The sequence below is a fragment of the Dietzia lutea genome, assembly GCF_003096075.1.
Classification (GTDB): Bacteria; Actinomycetota; Actinomycetes; order Mycobacteriales; family Mycobacteriaceae; genus Dietzia; species Dietzia lutea.
Genome location: NZ_CP015449.1, coordinates 305078 through 322629 on the forward strand (window position 1 = coordinate 305078; position 17552 = coordinate 322629).

Below are 17552 nucleotides of genomic sequence, written 5' to 3' on the forward strand. Positions count from 1 at the left end.
CCCGCTACAGGTCCAGCTCGATGTCCGAGCAGGCCAGCGCCGTGCAGACGGTGACACGGTCCTGCACTGTGACACGGTCCTGCACGGCCGCGCTGCCGGGCCCGGGCGCGGGACCGCTACCGGGCCCGTCGACCTCCGCGCGGGTCGTCCCGCTGAGCTTGGGCGTCACGCACGCCTTGCACAGCCCGCGCTCGCAGCCCGTGGGGACGGCGATCCCCGCGCGGCCCGCGGCCTCGAGAAGCGTGGTGGCGCCGTCGATCTCCACCGCGGTGCCGGAGCGGGCGAAGCGGACCGTGTAGCGGCTGCCGTCGTCCTCGGGTCGGTCCAGCTCGGGCGCGGTGAACGACTCGGCGTGGAACCGCCCGGCCGGTTGGTCCAGGTCGCCCAGCCAGCCGCGGGTCAGGTCGATGAGCGCGGGCGGGGCGCAGACGTAGGTCTCGCGCTCGGCGGCGTCCGGGACCACACGCCGCAGCAGCTCCGGGCTGAGCCGGCCGGTCTCGAGGCCGGCCCGCGGGGACGGGGCGTCCGTGAACAGGCGCAGCGTGACGCCGGAGGAGCGGGCGAGCTCGCGGAGTTCGGACTCGAAGATGATCGAGCGGTCGTCGCGGTTGAGATAGATCAGCGTCGCGTCGGGGTGGACGCCGGCCCGACGCGCATCGCGGGCGAGACGGCGCAGCAGGCTGATGATGGGGGTGATGCCGACCCCGCCGGCGATGAGCAGGGACTTGGCGCCCGGGTCGGGGAGCGGGAAGTCACCGGACGACTGCGGCACGCCGACCAGCGTCACGTAGGACCCGGCGCGGAGCTCGTCGTTGAGGCGGTTGGACACCCGGCCGCCCTCGACGCGTTTAACGCAGATCTCCATGTCGCCGCCACCGCCGCCGACCGCCTTCGCGTCCGAGCTGTCACGGACCAGGCTGTACTGGCGCACGAGGTCGGCGCCGGCGTCGCGGCCGCCGCCGACGCGGACCGAGACGTATGCGCCCGCGTCCCACTCGACGTCGTCCCAGCCGCGCGGCCGCGCCAGGCGCACGGACAGGGCCTGACCGTCGGCGACGGGCGTGGCGGACACGACCTTCGCGGCGGCGTTGTGGAAGCGGGGCTTGTCCAGATACGGCGACTCCGGCAGTGGCTCATAGGCGAACCCCGCGCGCAGCCGCCGGACGAGGTCGGCGGGATCGCGCAGGAGCCGGCCCGGCCGCCCGAACTCCCGCTCGCCGAACGGGGCGGACAGCCCGGTGAGCGTCTTGGCGATGAGCGGCACGGTCTCTAACAGCGGCGTCTCGTGGTACGGCAGGCCGTACTCGGCGGCGATCGCCCGGACCTCCGGCGCGATCTTCCGCTGCATCGACGGAGGCAGGTCGGGGAACAGGTGGTGCTCGACGTGCGTGTCCAGCCCGCCGTAGAAGATGCGCAGGTCGGGACGGTTGGCGAACGGCACCTCCTCCTCGAGGATCCGCGCCAGGGCGTCGTCCATCTGCGTGCTCGGTAGGAAGTTGCGCGTGGCGCGGATCTGGCGCTCGTAGTACTGGTCGGCGGTCTCGTCGGGGCCCGGGTCGGTGAACAGCTCGAGTTCGCCCGCGTGGTGCTCGATGAACACGAGAAACAGCACCGCCATGTAGCCGGTGACGCCGCCGAGGTAGTTGGCGGCCAGCGTGGGCAGCGGCTTGTGGCCGGAACGGAACGGCTCGTCCACGAAGCGGCGGCGCAGGTCCCGGCCGGCGATGCGGGCGGGCGAGCGCAGGGTGTACGAGCTGAGGAAGCGCTCGCCGGAGACCTTGCGCGCGATGTTGGCCAAGAAGAACGGAGCCGCGGCCGGGGCGACGGCCGCGAGCGCGGAGATGAGCGCGACCTGCCCCAGGTGATGGCCGTACCAGTCCTGACCGGCGCTGCCGCGGAAGATGCTGTAGCCGAGGTCGTGGTCCTTGCCGACGATGTTGGTGTTGGGGTGGTGGCCCGCGTGGTGCATCGTCTTCCAGTGGTCGACGTCCACGTTGAAGTCCCAGTCGTACCGGTCGGAGTGGTACTCGCCGTTGTCCGGCAGGTGGTCGTAACTCCCGTGCACGATGTTGTGGCCCAGCTCGGAGAACTGCATGAGCCGGTACATCATCTCCAGCGCGGTGGCACGGCGGATCGCGCGCGGCCCGCCCTCCCGGAGCAGTTCGCGGCGCCGCGCGTCGATCGCCCGCCCGTAGGCGGTGACGGTGCGGATGTGCTCCAGGTCCTCCTCGCCCACGGCGGCCTTGGCCCGTGAGTAGAGCGACTGGAGATCGTCGGCGAGAGTCATACCTGTGACCGTAGACACGCTTCTGCCGGGGCGAAATGGCGCAAGCGGTCGCAAAGTTGGCATTTCCGGACATCCGGGTGGGTGGTTGGTACGTTCAGGCGATGACCTCGCCGTCGTCGTCCTCGTCGCCGTCGTCACCACCGTCGCCCGTCTGGGCCGTGCCGCGCGGCACGGAGGGCGTGCGGATCATGGTGGAGGGCGCCGCGGCGCACTGGACGACGGTGAGTGAGTGCCTGGCCGGGACCGGGATCGATCCGCGTGACCTGACGGATGAGACCGCGCAGATCTGGGCGCACCAGGAATTCGCGGTGATCCGTAATCTGCTCGGCCGACTCGGGGACCGGCCCGGGCTGGGGGTGGAGATCGGGGCTCACTCGACCATCGGGCGCACCGGGGCGATCGGGTTCATGATGCTCGCCGGGCCCACCGTGCGGGCGGCGCTCGAGCGGGCGGTCCCCTACCTCGCGCTGTCGCCGACGCACCTGCGGTTCTCGCTCGAGGTGGGCGTGGTGGAGGGGGCCGGCGGTGGGGCGTTCCTGGTCGCGGCCGACGACGAGATCCCCGCCGACGTCCGCACCTTCGTGGTCGAGCGTGACCTGTCCGGGCTGGCGGTGGCGTTCCGCGGCGCGCAGATCGAGCTCGCCCCCGTCGCCCTCGAGACGACCCTCGGCCCCGAGAGCGCGCGACTGCTGGGGGAGGCGTGGGGCCTGGCGCCGGAGGCCGTCACGCCGGGTGCCGCCGACAACCGGCTGACCGTGTCGCACGAGGCACTGGACGCGCACCTGCCGCAGGGCGACGAGAACACGGCGCGACTGTTCGAGCGGCAGTGCCGCGAACTGCTCGCCGAGCGACTGGCGCGCGTGGGCGTGGCGGGGCAGGTCCGCAGCCGGCTGCGGCACGAGCACCAGACCTGGCCGTCGATGACGGACGTCGCGGCGGAGCTGCACGTCGACGTACGCACCCTCCGCCGACGCCTCGCGGCCGAGGGGACGTCCTATCGGCGGCTCGTGGACGAGGTGCGCCACGAGCGGGCCACGGAACTGTTGGCGCAGGGCGTGCCCGTGGCGCAGGTCGCCGACGAGCTGGGCTACTCCGAGACCTCCACGTTCACCCGCGGTTTCCGGCGGTGGGAGGGTGCTCCGCCCAGCCGCGTACGGGGCAGGTCGTCGTGACAGGTGACGTGAAGGATGCGTACGCGCTCCGAGCACCGGAGTACATCGACCGACTCGGCTCCATCGCAGCGGTGCACCCTGCGGACCTCGAGCTGGTGACCCGCTGGGCGGCTCGGCTCGGCGGGCCGCTGATCGATGCCGGATGCGGACCCGGGCACTGGACCGGGCATCTCGCGGCCCGGGGCATCGACGTCCGCGGGGTCGACCAGGTGCCGGAGTTCGTGAGCCACGCCCGCTGCGCTTATCCCGGGTGCCGATTCGATGTGGGCGGCCTCGACGCGCTGCCCGCGTCGCCCGGCGAGGTCGCCGGCATCCTCGCCTGGTATTCCCTCATCCACCACGAGCCGCGCGCCGTCCGGCCGGCGCTCGAACGGATGGCGCGCGTCCTGCGCCCCGGTGGCGAGCTACTGCTCGGGTTCTTCCACGGACCGCAGGTCGAGCGGTTCGACCACGCCGTGACGGCGGCCTACCGGTGGCCGGTCGAGGCCCTGGCCGAGGAGCTGAGGATGGCAGACTTCGACGTGATCGAGACCTACACCAGGACCGGGCCGGGCGCCCGACCCCACGGGGCGATCGTTGCCCGCCTGATGTCCGCGCACGCCGGGAGAGCCGAGTGACCCTGTTCGAGACCCTCAGAGACCGCTGCCGCACCGAGTGGGAGGCGTACACCCACCACGAGTTCGTCACCGAGCTCGGCGCGGGGACGCTGCCGCAGGCGGTGTTCCGGGACTACCTCGTGCAGGACTTCCACTTTCTCGTGCAGTTCGCCCGCGCCAACGCACTGGCCGCCTATAAGAGCCGCACCCTCGCCGACATCGCCGCGGCCCACCGGTCGACCGGCGCGATCCTCGCCGAGACCGAGCTGCACCTGCGCCTCACCGAGCGGTGGGGCATCCCGCGCGCCGAGCTCGAGGCCGCCGCCGAGAAGCAGGCCACCGTCGCCTACACCCGGTACGTCCTCGACTGCGGGATGGCCGGTGACGCGCTCGACCTGCACGTCGCCCTCGCCCCGTGCACGATCGGCTACGCCGAGATCGGCGCCCAACTGATGCCGCGGCTCGCCGAACAGGGCGGGCAGGACGCACACCCGTACGGCGAGTGGATCGCCGAGTACTCGGGCGTCGAGTTCACCGCCGCCTCGCGGGCCGCGATCGAGCAGCTCGACGTCCTGGCCGGCGGCGGGCTCACCGACCGCAGGCTCGACGAGCTCACCGAGGTGTTCCGCACGGCCACCCTACTGGAGATCGATTTCTGGCAGCAGGCGCTGGACAGCGGGCGCTGAGCATCTGCGATCGGTCGGCAACGGTCGGCATCGGTCGCGACCGGTCGTGGTTCTGCGTGGGTCTGGTTACGCTCTGCGCATCCTGATCCGACCAATCGAAAGGACGAATAAATGATCATCCTCGGTGCGATCCTGCTGATCCTGGGATTCCTCCTGGACATCCCCATCCTCTGGACGATCGGCCTGGTCCTGCTGGCGATCGGCGTCATCCTCGTCATCCTCGGCGCGGCGGGCCGGGCGGTCGGTGGACGCAAACACTGGTTCTGACGCACCCGGTGTAGTCCACCGGGACCACGTCATCGCGGAGACTGTTCCGCGCACGTTCCGCCAGTGGCGGGTGCGCGGAACAGTCTTTTCGACGTCAGAACGGCGGTCCGGTCAGACCCGGCCGGGTGCGGGTCCGCCGGAGGCGAGGCTGACCTCGTCGTCGTCGTCGCCCCCGTCCCCGCTCCCGCCGGCGTCGGTCGTGGCGGCGTCGCGGGAGGCATCGGCGCGGGAGGCGTCGGCGCCGTCGGTGAGGGGCACGGCCTTGCCGTCCTCCCACACCGCCTCGCCACGCGCCACCATGCCGGCCTGGTCACTGAGGGTGACCTGGGGGAGGAAGAACGCGAAGAGAAGGGCGACGGCGAGGACCGGCACCACGTACCAGAGCGCGGGTGCGAGGGCGTTCGCGTAGGAGTCCACGATCCCCTGGTGCAGCGGCTCGGGCAGGTTCGCCACGAAGGCGGGCGTGACGGCGCTCGGGTTGAGGCCCGACGCCATGGCCTGCTCGGGGTTGGCGGCGACGGTGTCGGTGAGGTTGCGGATCAGCCGGTCGGTGAACAGCGAGCCGAACCACGCCGTGCCGATGGCGGCGCCGATCTCGCGGAAGTAGTTGTTCGAGCTCGTGGCCACGCCGACCTCGCGCGGGTCCACGGCGTTCTGCACGGCCAGGACGATGACCTGCATGACCAGGCCCAGGCCGGCGCCGAAGAACAGCAGCATGCCCATGATCTGCCAGATCGGCGTCGAGCCGGTCATCTGCGTCATCACCATGACCGTGAGCACCGTGAGAGCCATGCCGACGATCGGGTAGGCGCGGTAGCGGCCGGTCTTGGCGATGGCCAGGCCCGAGCCGATCGAGGTGGCCATCATGCCCACCATCATCGGGATCATGAGCAGGCCCGAGCCGGCCGCGGAGGTGCCGGTGGCCATCTGCAGGAACGTGGGGATGAAGCCGATCGCGGCGAACATCGCGACGCCCAGGACGAATGCGATGAGCGTGGCGATCACAAAGACGCGGCCGGTGAACAGGTGCAGTGGCAGGATCGGCTCCTCGGCGCGGCTCTCGACCACGATCAGCGCGATGATGCTCAGCGCCGTGCCGGCGATCATGGCGATCATGCCGGGCGAGTCCCACGCCAGCTGGTCGCCGCCGAGGTCCGTGACCAGGACCAGGCCCGAGGTGCCCAGAACCATGAACAGGATGCCCGCCCAGTCGACCTTGGCCGTGCTCGTGCGGGTCGGCAGCGTCATGTACTTCCAGGCCAGGAAGAACGCGATGATGCCGACCGGCACGTTGATCCAGAAGCACCAGCGCCAGTGGGCGGAGTCGGTGAAGAAGCCGCCGAGCAGCGGGCCGGCGACCGCGGAGATGCCGAAGACCGCGCCCATCGGGCCCATGTACTTGCCGCGCTCCGAGGCCGGCACGATGTCGGCGATGATCGCCTGCGACAGGATCATCAGCCCGCCGCCGCCCAGGCCCTGGACGCCGCGCCACGCGACGAGCTCCCAGAAGCCGGCCTCGGTGGCGGGATCGGTGAAGAGGCCGGCCGAGCCGGAGCCCACCGAGCCCAGCGTGAAGATGGCGATCGCCAGCAGGAAGAGGTTGCGGCGGCCCACGAGGTCGCCGAACTTGCCGTAGAGCGGCATGGTCACGGCCACGGCGAGGATGTAGATCGTGATGATCCACGCCTGCGACTCGACGCCGTTGAGCTCACCGACGATGGTCGGCAGCGCGGGCCCGAGGATGGACTGGTCGAGCGAGGCGAGGAACATGCTCGCCATCAGCGCTCCGAAGATGATCCAGACCGTACGCGGGGTCAGCGTGATCGGATCGCTCTCGGACGACGCGGGTGGCGTCGACGAGGTGCTGGTCATGCGGTGGTGCCTTTCGTGGGTGGCGGCGGCGGTGGTGGTGGCGGAGTGGGTCAGCGGAACGCGGACTCGAGCACCGTGAAGTAGTGGGCGACGCGCTCGGCGACGGGGGACTCGGTGCGGCCGTGGCAGTCGTCGAGCACGGCGGTCTGGGTGAGGCCCAGCGCGACGCTCAGACCGACGCGCGCCCGGTCGCGGGCGAGGTCGTCGGAGTAGGCGCCGGTGATGGTGGCCTCGAACTGCTCGCCGATGGCGGTCATCGACGCGTGGAGGGTCCCGAACAGTGACGGGTCCCGCTCGAGTGCCGAGCGCATGAGCTCGTCGTCGGAGGCCTGCTCCGCGTCGGCGTCGGCCAGGAAACGCAGCATGTGGTCGCGCACCCGGATGACCGGGTTCTCGTCGGCGGTGTCGCCGGCGCCGTCGAACAGCCGGCCCATCAGGCGGTGGAACCTGTCCGTGCTCAGGTGGACCACCGCCTCGTCCTTGGAGTCGAAGTAGTTGAAGAACGTGCGGGGGGAGACGTCGGCGCGCGCGGCGATCGCCTCGACGGTGGTGGCCTGGAGGCCGTCCTCCGCGACCAGCTGCAGGGCGGCGCGGGCGATCGACGCCCGGGTGCGGGCCTTCTTGGTCTCGCGGAGGCCGGTGGGGGCCGCCTCGGGCGGTTCGGTCGTGGTCACCGGACGATGATGCGCCCGTTTTGCAGAGAGTGCAAGTTTGCGCGCACTGCACGTACCGGGCTCGGCCACCGGCGGCGGGCGGCCGCCGGGCATTCTCGATCCATGGATTCACGGAATGCGGGCTCAGCCGACAAGCGGGAGGTGGTCGACCGCGTCGCCGGCGTGATGACCGCCGACAGGCGTGAGCGGATCCACCGCCGCACGCTGGCCGTCGTCGTCATCAGCCAGGCCTTCGGCGGCGCCGGCCTCGCGGCCGGCATCTCCGTGGGCGCGCTGATCGCCCAGGACATGATGGGGACCGAATCCCTGTCGGGCTTGCCGACCGCTCTGTTCACCCTCGGTGCTGCTCTGGCCGCGTTCCTGGTGGGGCGCGTCACCCAACACGTCGGTCGGCGGATCGGACTGGGCCTGGGGTTCACAGCCGGCGGCCTCGGCGCAGTCGGCGTGGTCATCGCCACCCAACTGGGCAGCCCAGCACTGCTGTTCACCGCACTGTTCGTCTACGGTGCCGGCACTGCCACCAATCTGCAGGCACGCTACGCGGGAACCGACCTCGCGTCCCCTGAACGTAAGGGCACCGCGGTCAGTGTCGCGATGGTGGCCACGGCCATCGGCGCGATCGCCGGCCCGAATCTCATCGGGCCCCTCGGCGGCCTGGCGACGAACCTGGGCCTGCCGGCGTTAACCGGACCATTCCTCCTCGCCGCGGTGGCATACCTTCTGGCCGGCGCCGTGCTGTTCACCATGCTGCGACCGGACCCGTTCCTGCTCGCCCGCCAGTTGGAGAACCAGGCGCCCGCCGCGCTCGACGCCGACGCCGCGCACGCCGCGGACGAGCAGGGGTCGTCGGACAGTGGGTCGGACGGCCTGCCCCGCCTGGTCCTGGTCGGCGCGCTGGTGATGGTCATCTCGCAGTTCGTCATGGTCGCCGTCATGACCATGACGCCGGTGCACATGCGCGCCCACGATCACAGCATGGGCGCGGTCGGCCTGGTGATCGGTCTGCACATCGGCGCGATGTGGCTCCCCTCGCTGGTCACCGGCCTCCTCGTCGACGCGACAGGCCCCCGACCGACCGCGATCTCCTCGGGATCGATCCTGCTCGCCGCCGGCGTGACCGCGGCGCTGGCCCCCGACGACAGCCTGACCGCGCTGATCATCGCCCTGGTGCTCCTCGGCCTGGGATGGAACTTCGGCCTGGTCGCCGGGACCACCATGGTGGTCAAGGGCACCCGGCCCGCGACCCGCGCCTCGACCCAGGGATCCATCGACGTGTGGGTCAACGTTTTCGGTGCCGGCGCCGGCGCGGTGTCCGGTGTGCTCATGCACGCCGCCGGGTTCAGCGTCCTGGCGATCGCCGGCGGAATCGTCGCACTGATCATCATTCCGGCCCTGGCGCTCGCTCCCCGCGCCGGCCGGTGAGCCCGGGGTTCGTCGCCGCCGCGCCGCGGTCGGGGCACGCGCCTACAGCGGCAGCGCGTCGACCTCCGCGCCCGCGGCCAGCGAGGTGACGTCCGCCGGGATCTCGACCAGCACGTCGGCGCGCGCCATCGAGGCGACGAGGTGCGAGCCCGGGCCCGAGACGGGGTCGGCGGCGGGCAGGTCGGCGCCGGGGGAGTCGGGGACCATCGCGGCGCGGAGGTACTGCACCCGCCCGGCGGGGGAGGTGACGTCCCGCGCCAGGCGGGCGCGGACCGGGTGGATCGGCGCCCGGCCGACCGCCTCGAGGATCACCGGCCGCAGCAGCACCACGAACGACACCAGCGCGCTGACGGGATTGCCCGGCAGGCACACGACCGGGGTGCCGCGCCACGTCGACAGGCCCTGCGGGCCGCCGGGCTGCATGGCGATCGGCGCGAAGCGGGCGCCCTCGCGGTCGGCGAGCACCTGGCGCACCACCTCGGCGTCGCCCATCGAGACGGCACCGGCGGTCACCACGAGGTCGGCGTCGCCGGTGGCCGCGTCCAGGGCCGCGGTGAATTCGCCGCGGTCGTCGCCCGAGATCGTCGTGGTGGTGACCTCGCACCCGCAGGCCTTGAGGGCGGCGGCCAGCGTGATCGAGTTGGACTCCCAGATCTGCCCCGGCCCCAGCGGCCGCCCCGGCGCGACCAGCTCCGAGCCCGTGGCCACCACCCCGACCCGCGGCCGTGGCCGCACATCGAGACCCGACTCCCCGAGCGAGGCGGCCGCCGCGAGATGCCGCGCCGCCAGCCGCACCCCGGCGTCGATCACCACGTCGCCGACGCGGACGTCGTCGCCCGGGCGGCGGATGAACTCTCCCGGCGACCGCGGCGCCGCCACCAGCACCGCAGTGGGGCCGGCGTCGCTCACCCTCGTGTCCTCGACCGGCACCACGCAATCCGCGCCCTCGGGCACGGGCGCGCCGGTCATCACCTTGCAGGCCTCGTCGTCGTCGACCCCGGGACCTCGACCGTCACCGGCGTGCACCGCCCCGACCACCCGGAGCCGCGCTGGCGAGTCTGGCCCCGCCCCGGCGATGTCCGCCGACCGCACCGCGTACCCGTCCATCTGCGAGTTGACGAACAACGGCAGATCCACCGACGCCCGCAGCGGCACCGCCAGGACCGAGTCCGCGCACGCCGCCAGCGGCAGGTGCGTGCTCCGCGCCGCCCGCTCCAACACCGGCGCCAGGTGCGCGCGAAGAAGGTCGCGGTACTCGGCGGGAGACGGACGGTCGGGCCGGTCGGGCAGGGAACTCATGTCCCCACGGTAACCGCGTTGTACTGTGCCTACGGTCCGCGCGGGTGCGGCCGGACGCAGCGAGAGTGGGGAAGACGTGGGTCTCTGGTCGGTACACGGCGACGGCAGGAACATCCGACCCGGTGAGGTGGTCGCCCCTACGGAGCGGCTGAGCTGGCCGCGCACCATCGGCATCGGCGCGCAGCACGTGGTGTCGATGTTCGGCGCGACGTTCGTCTTCCCGATCATCATGGGCCTCAACCCGCAGCTGGCGATCCTCTTCTCCGGCGTGTGCACCCTGCTGTTCCTCGCCGTGGTCAAGGGCCGCGTGCCCAGCTACCTCGGCACCTCCGTGGCCTTCGTCGGCGCGGTCGCGGCGATCCGCGCGCAGGGCGGCACGAGCGCCGAGGTCACCGGCGCGATGCTCGTGGCCGGCGCGACGCTGCTGGTCGTGGGCGTGCTCGTGCATCTCGTCGGCGGGCGCGTGGTCACGGCGGTGCTGCCGCCCGTGGTCACCGGCGCGGTCGTGATGCTGCTCGGCTTCAACCTCGCGCCGGTCGTCGCCGAGACGTACTGGCCCCAGGACCAGTGGGTGGCGCTGGCGGTGATGGTGGTGCTGGTCCTCATGACCGTCGGGCTCAAGGGCTTCGCGGGGCGGATCGCGATCTTTCTCGCCCTCATCTTCGGCTACCTCCTGTCCTGGGTGCTCGACCTGGTCACCGGCCCCATCACCTCCCTCGACGCCGGTTCCGGTGAGGTGACCGAGCACCTGCGCGTCGACTGGTCGGGCGTGTGGGACGCGCCGTGGATCGGGCTGCCGCCGATGACCGACGAGGCCGCCGGCGTGGTGGGCATCCACGCGCCGAGCTTCTCGCTGGCGTTCGTGCTGCTGGTGGTGCCGGGCGTGATCGCGCTCATCGCCGAGAACGCCGGGCACGTCAAGGCGATCGGGGAGATCACGCGGACCGAGACCGACGGCCTGATGGGCCGCGCCCTGGCCGCGGACGGTGCGGGGACCGTGCTGGCCACGTCGTTCGGCGGGTCGGCGACGACGACGTACGCCGAGAACATCGGTGTGATGGCCGCGACCAAGGTGTACTCGACGGCCGCGTACGTGGTGGCCGCGCTGACCGCGATCGTGCTGGGGTGTTCCCCCAAGCTGGGTGCGGTGATCTCCGCGACCCCGGGCGGTGTGCTGGGCGGCATCACGGTCGTGCTCTACGGGATGATCGGCCTGCTCGGCGCCAAGATCTGGAAGGAGAACCGGGTCGACTTCGGCAATCCGTTGAACCTGGTGCCGGTCGCGGCGGGTGTGGTGATCGCGATCGGCGACACGACCCTGCAGATCACCGACGCCTTCCAGCTCGGCGGCATCGCCCTGGGCACGCTCGTGGTGGTGCTGGGCTATCACCTCGGCCGGGCGATCGCGCCGCACCTGCGCGCGCAGGCCGAGCGCGACGAGGTCCACGAACTCACGTTGCTCGGGCCCAATCCGGACGTCACGGTGCCGGAGCGGCGGCCGGACGACGAGTGAGCGGGGCGCGGCGCGGACCCCTACACTCGGGGCCACCCACACCGTAGAGGGGAGGTGGACGCCGTGACCGTCCAGGACACCCGCCGCACACCGGGCGCAGGCCCGCACACACGCCCCGCGACGCCGCTGCTCGTCGACTCCTTCGGCCGCGTCGCCCGGGACCTGCGGGTCTCGTTGACCGAGAAATGCTCGCTGCGCTGCACGTACTGCATGCCCGAGGAGGGGCTGCCGCCGATCCCCGACGCCGCGCGGATGACGGCCGACGAAGTGATCCGGTTGGTGGCGCTGGCGCACCGCGAGCTGGGGGTGCACGAGGTCCGCTTCACCGGCGGCGAGCCGCTCATGCGGTCCGACCTCGAGCGCATCATCGCCGGCACCCGTGAGGCCTGCCCGGACCTGCCCATCGCCATGACCTCCAACGGGGTCGGCCTCGAGCACCGCATCGGGCGGCTCGTCGAGGCCGGGCTGAACCGCATCAACATCTCGCTGGACACGGTCAACCGCGCCGAGTTCGCCGAGCTGACCCGCCGCGACCGGCTGCCCTCGGTCCTGCGCGGCGTGCGGGCCGCCGTCGAGGCCGGGTTGGCTCCGGTCAAGGTCAACGCGGTGCCCCTGCGCGCGACCCTGCACGGCGCGCCCGACCTTCTGGAATGGGCGCTCGCCGAGGGCGTGCAGCTGCGGTTCATCGAGGAGATGCCCCTCGACGCCGAGGCCACCTGGTCGCGCGCGGAGATGGTCACCGCCGCCGACGTGCTGGACTCGCTGCGGACCCGGTTCGAGCTGGTCCCCGCGGGCCGGGAGGATCCGTCCGCGCCGGCCGAGCTGTGGCGCGTCGCCGGCCACACGGTCGGTGGCGCGCCCGCGACGGTCGGGGTGATCGCGACCGTGACCCGCAACTTCTGCGCGGCCTGCGACCGCACCCGCCTCACCGCCGAGGGCACGGTGCGGTCGTGCCTGTTCAGCGACGACGAGACCGACGTGCTCGGCGTGCTGCGCTCGGGCGCCCCGGACTCCGAGGTCGCCGAGGTCTGGCGGGGCGCGATGTGGGGCAAGCAGGCCGGTCACGGGATCGGCGGTACGGCCTTCCACAGGCCGCGGCGCTCGATGGGAGCCATTGGTGGTTGACGTGTCAGTGTCGGGCGATAGAGTTGATGATGTGAGCAGCACACCGGATGTGGGACGAGCGCCGCGGGTGATCACCGTGGGCTACTACGCCGCGGCGGAGGACGCCGCCGGTACCGCCCGCGAACGACTGCACACCCACGCCACCACCGTCGGGGAGCTGGCGCGCGAGGTGTGCGAGCGGCACGGTGAGCCGCTGGCCAGCATCGTCACGGTGTCCTCCTTCCTGGTGGGCGACGAGACAACCCGGGATCCGAAGACCTCGATCGACGGCGTCTCCGCCGTCGATGTACTGCCCCCGTTCGCCGGCGGCTGAGCGATGAACCGGAGCCGGGGGGGCAGCGTGCTGACGATCGCCCTGGCGTGCACGGTGGTCGGCGCGTGCGCGGCGGAGGAGCCGGAGGGCGCGACCATGACCATCGGGATCGCGGCCGCCCCGTCGTTGTCCGCGGCGTTCACGGAGATGATCGACCTCTTCGAGGAGGAACATCCCGGGGTCACCGTCAGCCTCGAACTGGGCCGGTCGGACGTCCTCGCCGCCGGGTTGCCCGGGCGGGACGACATCAACATCTTCGCCTCCGCGAGCGAGAACGCCATGCAGGAGGTCGTGAACGCCGGCGTGGCGGTCGATCCCCGCGTCTTCGCCCGCAACCACGTCGTGGTGGCCGTGCCGTCCGGGAACCCGCGCCGGATCACGGGGCTGCGCGACCTCGAGCGCCCGGACTTGCGGGTCGGGCTGTGCGCGATGGACGTGCCGTGCGGGGAGGCCGCGGAGACGCTGCTATCCGCCGCGGGCGTCGAGCCGCCGGGGGTCGAACGGGATTCGGGCTCGCGCGCCCTCGCCGCGCGTCTGGCCGACAACGACATCGACGTGGGCATCGTCTACCGGACCGACGTCGCCGCCTCGCACGGCTGGGTCGCTCAGGCTGAGGTCGACCAGCGGGACCGCGAGCTCGCCCAGGCGGCGGGGACGACGCGGTACTCCGTGGCCAGGGTCGTGCGCGGCGAGGAGGGGTCCGACGCCGAGAGGGAACGCGCGGCGACGGACGACTTCCTGGAGCTGGTCATCTCTGACCGCGGCCGGCGCGCCCTCGAGGACTCCGGACTGGCCCCGCTGCCGCAGTGACCGGCTGAGTCCCCCGCTCCCCGGCGTCCCCGGGCGGAGAGGCGACGCACCCTGGCCCGGATGCGCCGCCTCTCCGGTTCGCGCTCGAGCGGGGGCGATTGATACGTCACGGAATAGACGGCTGCCCGCCCCGGTGCTATAGATGACACATCAAATAGCACCGACCGACTGATTGACCCGACGAACCAGGGGAGCGCCGTGCCCGTCTACGTCCAGAACCCCGGCCCCCGCAGCCTCGTCGAGCGGCCCGCCGACGACCTCCTCGCGCCGGACACCCGCATGGGTGCCGTGGAGCTGCTGGTCCGCGACCTGGACGCGATGATCGGCTTCTACTCCGAGGGCGTGACCCTGGAGGTGCTCGAGCATTCGGGCGAGACCGCGGTGCTCGGCCGCGCGGGTTCCGCGCTCGTGCGGATGCGCCGGATGCCCGACCGGCCGCCGCGGAAGTCCGGCGAAGCGGGTCTGTTCCACACCGCCGCGCTGTTCGACGACGAGCCGTCGCTGGCCGCCGCCGTCGCCTCGGTCGCCCGGTACGCGCCCCGGTCGTTCACCGGGAGCTCGGACCACCTGTACAGCCAGGCGTTCTACTTCGACGACCCGGAGGGCGACGGCGTCGAGCTGTACGCGGACCGGCCCCGCGAGACCTGGGCCACCGAGCCGCACGGTCTGCTCGAGGTGGCCACCAATCCGCTGGATCCCAACGCGTTCCTGCGCACGTACCTGCCCGAGGCGTCCGCGACCCCGCCGGGCGCGACCCTCGGCCACGTCCACCTGCAGGTCGGCGACATCGGTGTGGCCCGCGACTTCTACGTGGACGCCCTCGGATTCGAGGTGATGAGCGACGCGGGCTCCGCCCTGTTCATCGCCGCCGGTGGGTACCACCACCACATCGCCGTCAACACGTGGGGGACCGCCGGGGCGGGCCCGCGCGCGGCCGCACTCGGCCTGGGGCAGGTGAACATCGACCTGCCGACCGCCGACGACGTCGACGCGCTCGAGCAGCGCCTGACCGACCACGGGTTGCGGGCCCGCCACGACGGCGCCGTCCTGCGGGTCGACGACCCGTGGGGCACGCTCATCCAGGTCGGGGCGGAGGACACGGCCTCGGGCAGCTGACGCGGTAGCCGCCGAGTGTGCCTGCGCCTGCATCGCGCACGCCGGGCAGCCGCTCCTAGCCCTGGCGTCTCGCCCCCGCGCCTGGCGGCTCGCCCCCGCACTTAGCGTCTCGCCCCTGCGCCTGCCCGCCAGATCTGCAGCCGCTCCTCGGCATGGCGTCTGGCCCGCCCCGCGGTCCGCGCGAGACGCCATGCCGACGAGCGGCTGCGTGGGGATCTGCGAAGTCCGCGACCGGAGGCCGGGACGACTGCTCGGCGGTAGGCTTGCGCCACCGATCAATGGAGGTGCACGATGGCATTCCTACGCAATGCACTGCGGAGCGGACTCGCGCTGAAGGCCGCCCAGGTGGTCAAGCGCGAAGTCTCGAAGCCGGAGAACCAGCGCAAGGCCCGCGAGTTCGTCGGGAAGATGCGCAACCGGCGGCGCTGACCCCGTGAGGCCGCGGGGCCGGTCGGCGCCCGACCGGCCCCGCTCGGCGTCAGATCCAGTCGACGAGCTCCACGCGGCCGCCCGCGCCCGCGCCCGAGCCGGCGCCCGAGCCCGCGCCTGCACCCGCCCCCGCGTCCTCGCCCTCGGGCACCAGGGCGAGGGCGGGAGCGCCCGCGAGGTCGGCGAGATGGGCGGTGCGGACGCGGTCGGCGAGCCGCCAGCCCCCGGTGCCGTCGGGCCAAGCGGGCAGGATCCGCGCGCGGCCCGGATTCGCCACGCCCGCCAGCCCCGGCAGCTCGGCGGCCACGGGCGTGCGCTGCCGGCCGGTGAGCGCGTCGACCAGGGCACGACCCGTGGTGGCGGCCGCGCACACCGCCGCCAGCGGATTGCCGGGCAGCGCCAGCAGGACGCGCCCGTCGGGCAGCGCCGCGACCAGCTGCGAGCCACCGGGCCGGACACGGACCCCGTCGATCACCACGCGCGCACCCAGCCGCTCGAGCGCCGGCCGTAGGTGATCGGCGACGCCCCGGCCGGTCGCGCCCACCAGCACGAGCACGTCCGGACCGGCAGCAGGCCCGACAGCAGGTCCGACAGCAGGTCCGGCAACAGAACCGCCGAGCAGATCGTCGACCGCCTCGGCGGTGTCCGGGCAGTGGCGCGGCGGGTCCACGGCGCCGAAACCCGCCCGCGTCAGAACCCCGGTGGGCCCGCCCAATAGCGGGCCCACGGTGTCGCGGATCCGTCCCGGCGGCAGGGGAGAGGGCGTGTCCGCGGGCAGGACCTCGTCGCCCGTGGTCACCAGCGTCGCCCGCACGGGGCCGCGCACGGACACCCGCTCGACCCCTGCCGACAGGGCCGCCGAGGCCAGCGCCGCGTCGAGCACCGTGCCGGCCGCGGCCAGCGCGTGCCCGGCGGGCCAGTCCTCGCCGGCCGGACGCAGGTCGTCGACCCCGTCGGCGCCGGTCGACGCGGTGATGACGGTGTCGCCGGGCACCGCCGTCTCGCCGGGCGCCGCCGTGTCGCCGGTAACCGCCGCGGCGCCCGGGCCGCCCACCTCGACCAGCTCGTGCCGCAGCACGCGGTCGGTGCCGTGCGGGGCGAGCGCGCCCGTCGCGATCCGCGCCGCCGTCCCCGCGGCCAGGGAAGCGGGGGAGTCGTCCCCGGCGCGGCGGGCGGCCCCGGTCAGCCGCCACGGCCCGGGCCCGGCCAGCGCGTAGCCGTCCATCGCGGAGACGGGCCCTCTCGGCATCGGGTCCGCCGCGATCAGCGGCGCCGCGAGAACCGCCCCCACCGCGTCGAGGGGCGGGCGCCCGACCGCCGGTAGCGGTTCCAGCCCCGCCCGCAGGACGTCGCCCACGTGCGCGAGGCTCACCGGTCCGCGTCCGGCCAGGTCAGTCCATGTGTCGACGTCCCGCGCGGGGTCGCCGATGGGGACGCGGACCACCTCCTCGTGGTCGTCGAACAGGGCCCGGACGGCGCGCCCGCCCACGCCGCCGGAGGCCTCCAGGGCGGCCAGGCGCGCGGCGAGGGCGCGGCGGTCCCACGCGGCCAGGAGGTACTGGTCGCGCCCCGCGGCGTCCACGGCGAGCGCGACGCGCGGGGCGGTGACCTCGCCCGGGGCGGTGGTCGGCGCGGCGGGGCGGCGCAGCGCGGCGACGAGGGAGCGGAGGGTGGCGGCGTCGAGGTCGGGCAGGTCACAGGCGACGACGACGACGAGCTCCACCGCCCCCGGCAGTCCCGCCAGCCCCGCGGCGATCGCGGCGACCGGCCCCGAGTGGGGCGGGTCCTCGCGGGCGTCACCACCCGGGCCCACGGTGACGACGGGTCCTGCCACCGCCCGGGCGGCGCCGACGACGCTCTCGATCATCGGTCGCCCCGCCACCGTGACCCGGGCCTTGTCCACGCCGCCGAGGCGGCTCGCGCGCCCGCCGGCCAGCACGATCGCTCCGACGGCAGTCACGTCCGGTCCGA

Annotated in this window: 16 protein-coding genes; 11 read left to right on the forward strand and 5 right to left on the reverse strand. The window is 73.1% G+C overall.

Annotated features, from left to right (window positions below; translation table 11 throughout):
• Nucleotides 1-4: 4 nt before the first annotated feature.
• Nucleotides 5-2287, reverse strand: a complete 2283-nt coding sequence (locus tag A6035_RS01385) for a fatty acid desaturase (RefSeq protein ID WP_108846305.1) — start codon at nt 2285-2287, stop codon at nt 5-7.
• A gap of 188 nt (nt 2288-2475) precedes the next feature.
• Between A6035_RS01385 and A6035_RS01390 the strand changes: the two genes are divergently transcribed.
• From A6035_RS01390 to A6035_RS18395, 4 genes are all read left to right on the forward strand, one after another.
• Nucleotides 2476-3459: a helix-turn-helix transcriptional regulator gene (locus A6035_RS01390; protein WP_108846306.1), complete on the forward strand. Its 984-nt coding sequence runs from the start codon at nt 2476-2478 to the stop codon at nt 3457-3459.
• A complete protein-coding gene (locus A6035_RS01395) occupies nt 3456-4076 on the forward strand; it encodes a class I SAM-dependent methyltransferase (protein ID WP_108846307.1) in 621 nt (206 codons plus the stop codon). The genes A6035_RS01390 and A6035_RS01395 overlap by 4 nt, the downstream gene beginning before the upstream one ends.
• Nucleotides 4073-4741 carry a TenA family protein gene (locus A6035_RS01400; RefSeq protein WP_108846308.1) on the forward strand — a complete coding sequence of 223 codons (669 nt, stop codon included), beginning with the start codon at nt 4073-4075 and terminating at the stop codon, nt 4739-4741. Before A6035_RS01395 ends, A6035_RS01400 begins: the two co-directional genes overlap by 4 nt.
• Nucleotides 4742-4852: 111 nt before the next feature.
• A complete protein-coding gene (locus A6035_RS18395) occupies nt 4853-5008 on the forward strand; it encodes a DUF6131 family protein (protein WP_167400690.1) in 156 nt (51 codons plus the stop codon).
• 111 nt (nt 5009-5119) lie between these two features.
• Here A6035_RS18395 and A6035_RS01405 read toward each other — a convergent pair whose 3' ends face one another.
• Both A6035_RS01405 and A6035_RS18480 read right to left on the reverse strand, forming a co-directional pair.
• Nucleotides 5120-6880 carry an MDR family MFS transporter gene (locus A6035_RS01405; protein ID WP_108846309.1) on the reverse strand — a complete coding sequence of 587 codons (1761 nt, stop codon included), beginning with the start codon at nt 6878-6880 and terminating at the stop codon, nt 5120-5122.
• A 50-nt stretch (nt 6881-6930) separates the two neighbouring features.
• Nucleotides 6931-7554 (reverse strand): TetR/AcrR family transcriptional regulator, encoded by a 624-nt coding sequence (locus A6035_RS18480; RefSeq protein ID WP_235026645.1) that lies wholly within the window; start codon nt 7552-7554, stop codon nt 6931-6933.
• A gap of 102 nt (nt 7555-7656) precedes the next feature.
• Here A6035_RS18480 and A6035_RS01415 point away from each other — a divergent pair, with 102 nt between their 5' ends.
• Nucleotides 7657-8976: an MFS transporter gene (locus tag A6035_RS01415; protein WP_108846311.1), complete on the forward strand. Its 1320-nt coding sequence runs from the start codon at nt 7657-7659 to the stop codon at nt 8974-8976.
• Nucleotides 8977-9018: 42 nt separating this feature from the next.
• On the opposite strand, the gene A6035_RS01420 is transcribed toward A6035_RS01415, so the two are convergent.
• Nucleotides 9019-10275 carry a molybdopterin molybdotransferase MoeA gene (locus A6035_RS01420; protein WP_162533972.1) on the reverse strand — a complete coding sequence of 419 codons (1257 nt, stop codon included), beginning with the start codon at nt 10273-10275 and terminating at the stop codon, nt 9019-9021.
• Between the two features lie 76 nt (nt 10276-10351).
• On the opposite strand from A6035_RS01420, the gene A6035_RS01425 reads away from it, so the two are divergent.
• From A6035_RS01425 to A6035_RS18405, 6 genes are all read left to right on the forward strand, one after another.
• A complete protein-coding gene (locus A6035_RS01425) occupies nt 10352-11788 on the forward strand; it encodes a uracil-xanthine permease family protein (RefSeq protein WP_108846312.1) in 1437 nt (478 codons plus the stop codon).
• Nucleotides 11789-11842: 54 nt separating this feature from the next.
• Nucleotides 11843-12913, forward strand: a complete 1071-nt coding sequence (gene moaA, locus A6035_RS01430) for a GTP 3',8-cyclase MoaA (protein WP_108846313.1) — start codon at nt 11843-11845, stop codon at nt 12911-12913.
• Between the two features lie 31 nt (nt 12914-12944).
• On the forward strand, nt 12945-13226 hold the full coding sequence (locus tag A6035_RS01435; RefSeq protein ID WP_235026617.1) for a ubiquitin family protein: 282 nt from the start codon (nt 12945-12947) through the stop codon (nt 13224-13226).
• A gap of 27 nt (nt 13227-13253) precedes the next feature.
• Entirely contained in the window at nt 13254-14036 is a 783-nt protein-coding gene (locus tag A6035_RS01440; protein WP_235026616.1) for a molybdate ABC transporter substrate-binding protein, read from the forward strand.
• 198 nt (nt 14037-14234) lie between these two features.
• Nucleotides 14235-15152: a VOC family protein gene (locus tag A6035_RS01445; protein ID WP_108846316.1), complete on the forward strand. Its 918-nt coding sequence runs from the start codon at nt 14235-14237 to the stop codon at nt 15150-15152.
• 291 nt (nt 15153-15443) lie between these two features.
• On the forward strand, nt 15444-15581 hold the full coding sequence (locus tag A6035_RS18405) for a hypothetical protein (protein ID WP_167400691.1): 138 nt from the start codon (nt 15444-15446) through the stop codon (nt 15579-15581).
• Between the two features lie 49 nt (nt 15582-15630).
• Here the strand turns inward: A6035_RS18405 and A6035_RS01450 are convergent, their stop codons facing one another.
• The gene (locus A6035_RS01450; RefSeq protein ID WP_244192496.1) at nt 15631-17541 is read right to left on the reverse strand and encodes an NTP transferase domain-containing protein; all 1911 of its coding nucleotides are present in this window, start codon (nt 17539-17541) and stop codon (nt 15631-15633) included.
• Between the last annotated feature and the right edge of the window lie 11 nt (nt 17542-17552).

What these genes read in the sequence shown, in the direction of transcription:
- A6035_RS01385 (WP_108846305.1), bottom strand. Translation starts at nt 2,287, where the DNA reads ATGACTCTCGCCGACGATCTCCAGTCGCTCTACTCACGGGCCAAGGCC.
- A6035_RS01390 (WP_108846306.1), top strand. Translation starts at nt 2,476, where the DNA reads ATGGTGGAGGGCGCCGCGGCGCACTGGACGACGGTGAGTGAGTGCCTG.
- A6035_RS18395 (WP_167400690.1), top strand. Translation starts at nt 4,853, where the DNA reads ATGATCATCCTCGGTGCGATCCTGCTGATCCTGGGATTCCTCCTGGAC.
- A6035_RS01405 (WP_108846309.1), bottom strand. Translation starts at nt 6,880, where the DNA reads ATGACCAGCACCTCGTCGACGCCACCCGCGTCGTCCGAGAGCGATCCG.
- A6035_RS01415 (WP_108846311.1), top strand. Translation starts at nt 7,657, where the DNA reads ATGGATTCACGGAATGCGGGCTCAGCCGACAAGCGGGAGGTGGTCGAC.
- A6035_RS01420 (WP_162533972.1), bottom strand. Translation starts at nt 10,275, where the DNA reads ATGAGTTCCCTGCCCGACCGGCCCGACCGTCCGTCTCCCGCCGAGTAC.
- A6035_RS18405 (WP_167400691.1), top strand. Translation starts at nt 15,444, where the DNA reads ATGGCATTCCTACGCAATGCACTGCGGAGCGGACTCGCGCTGAAGGCC.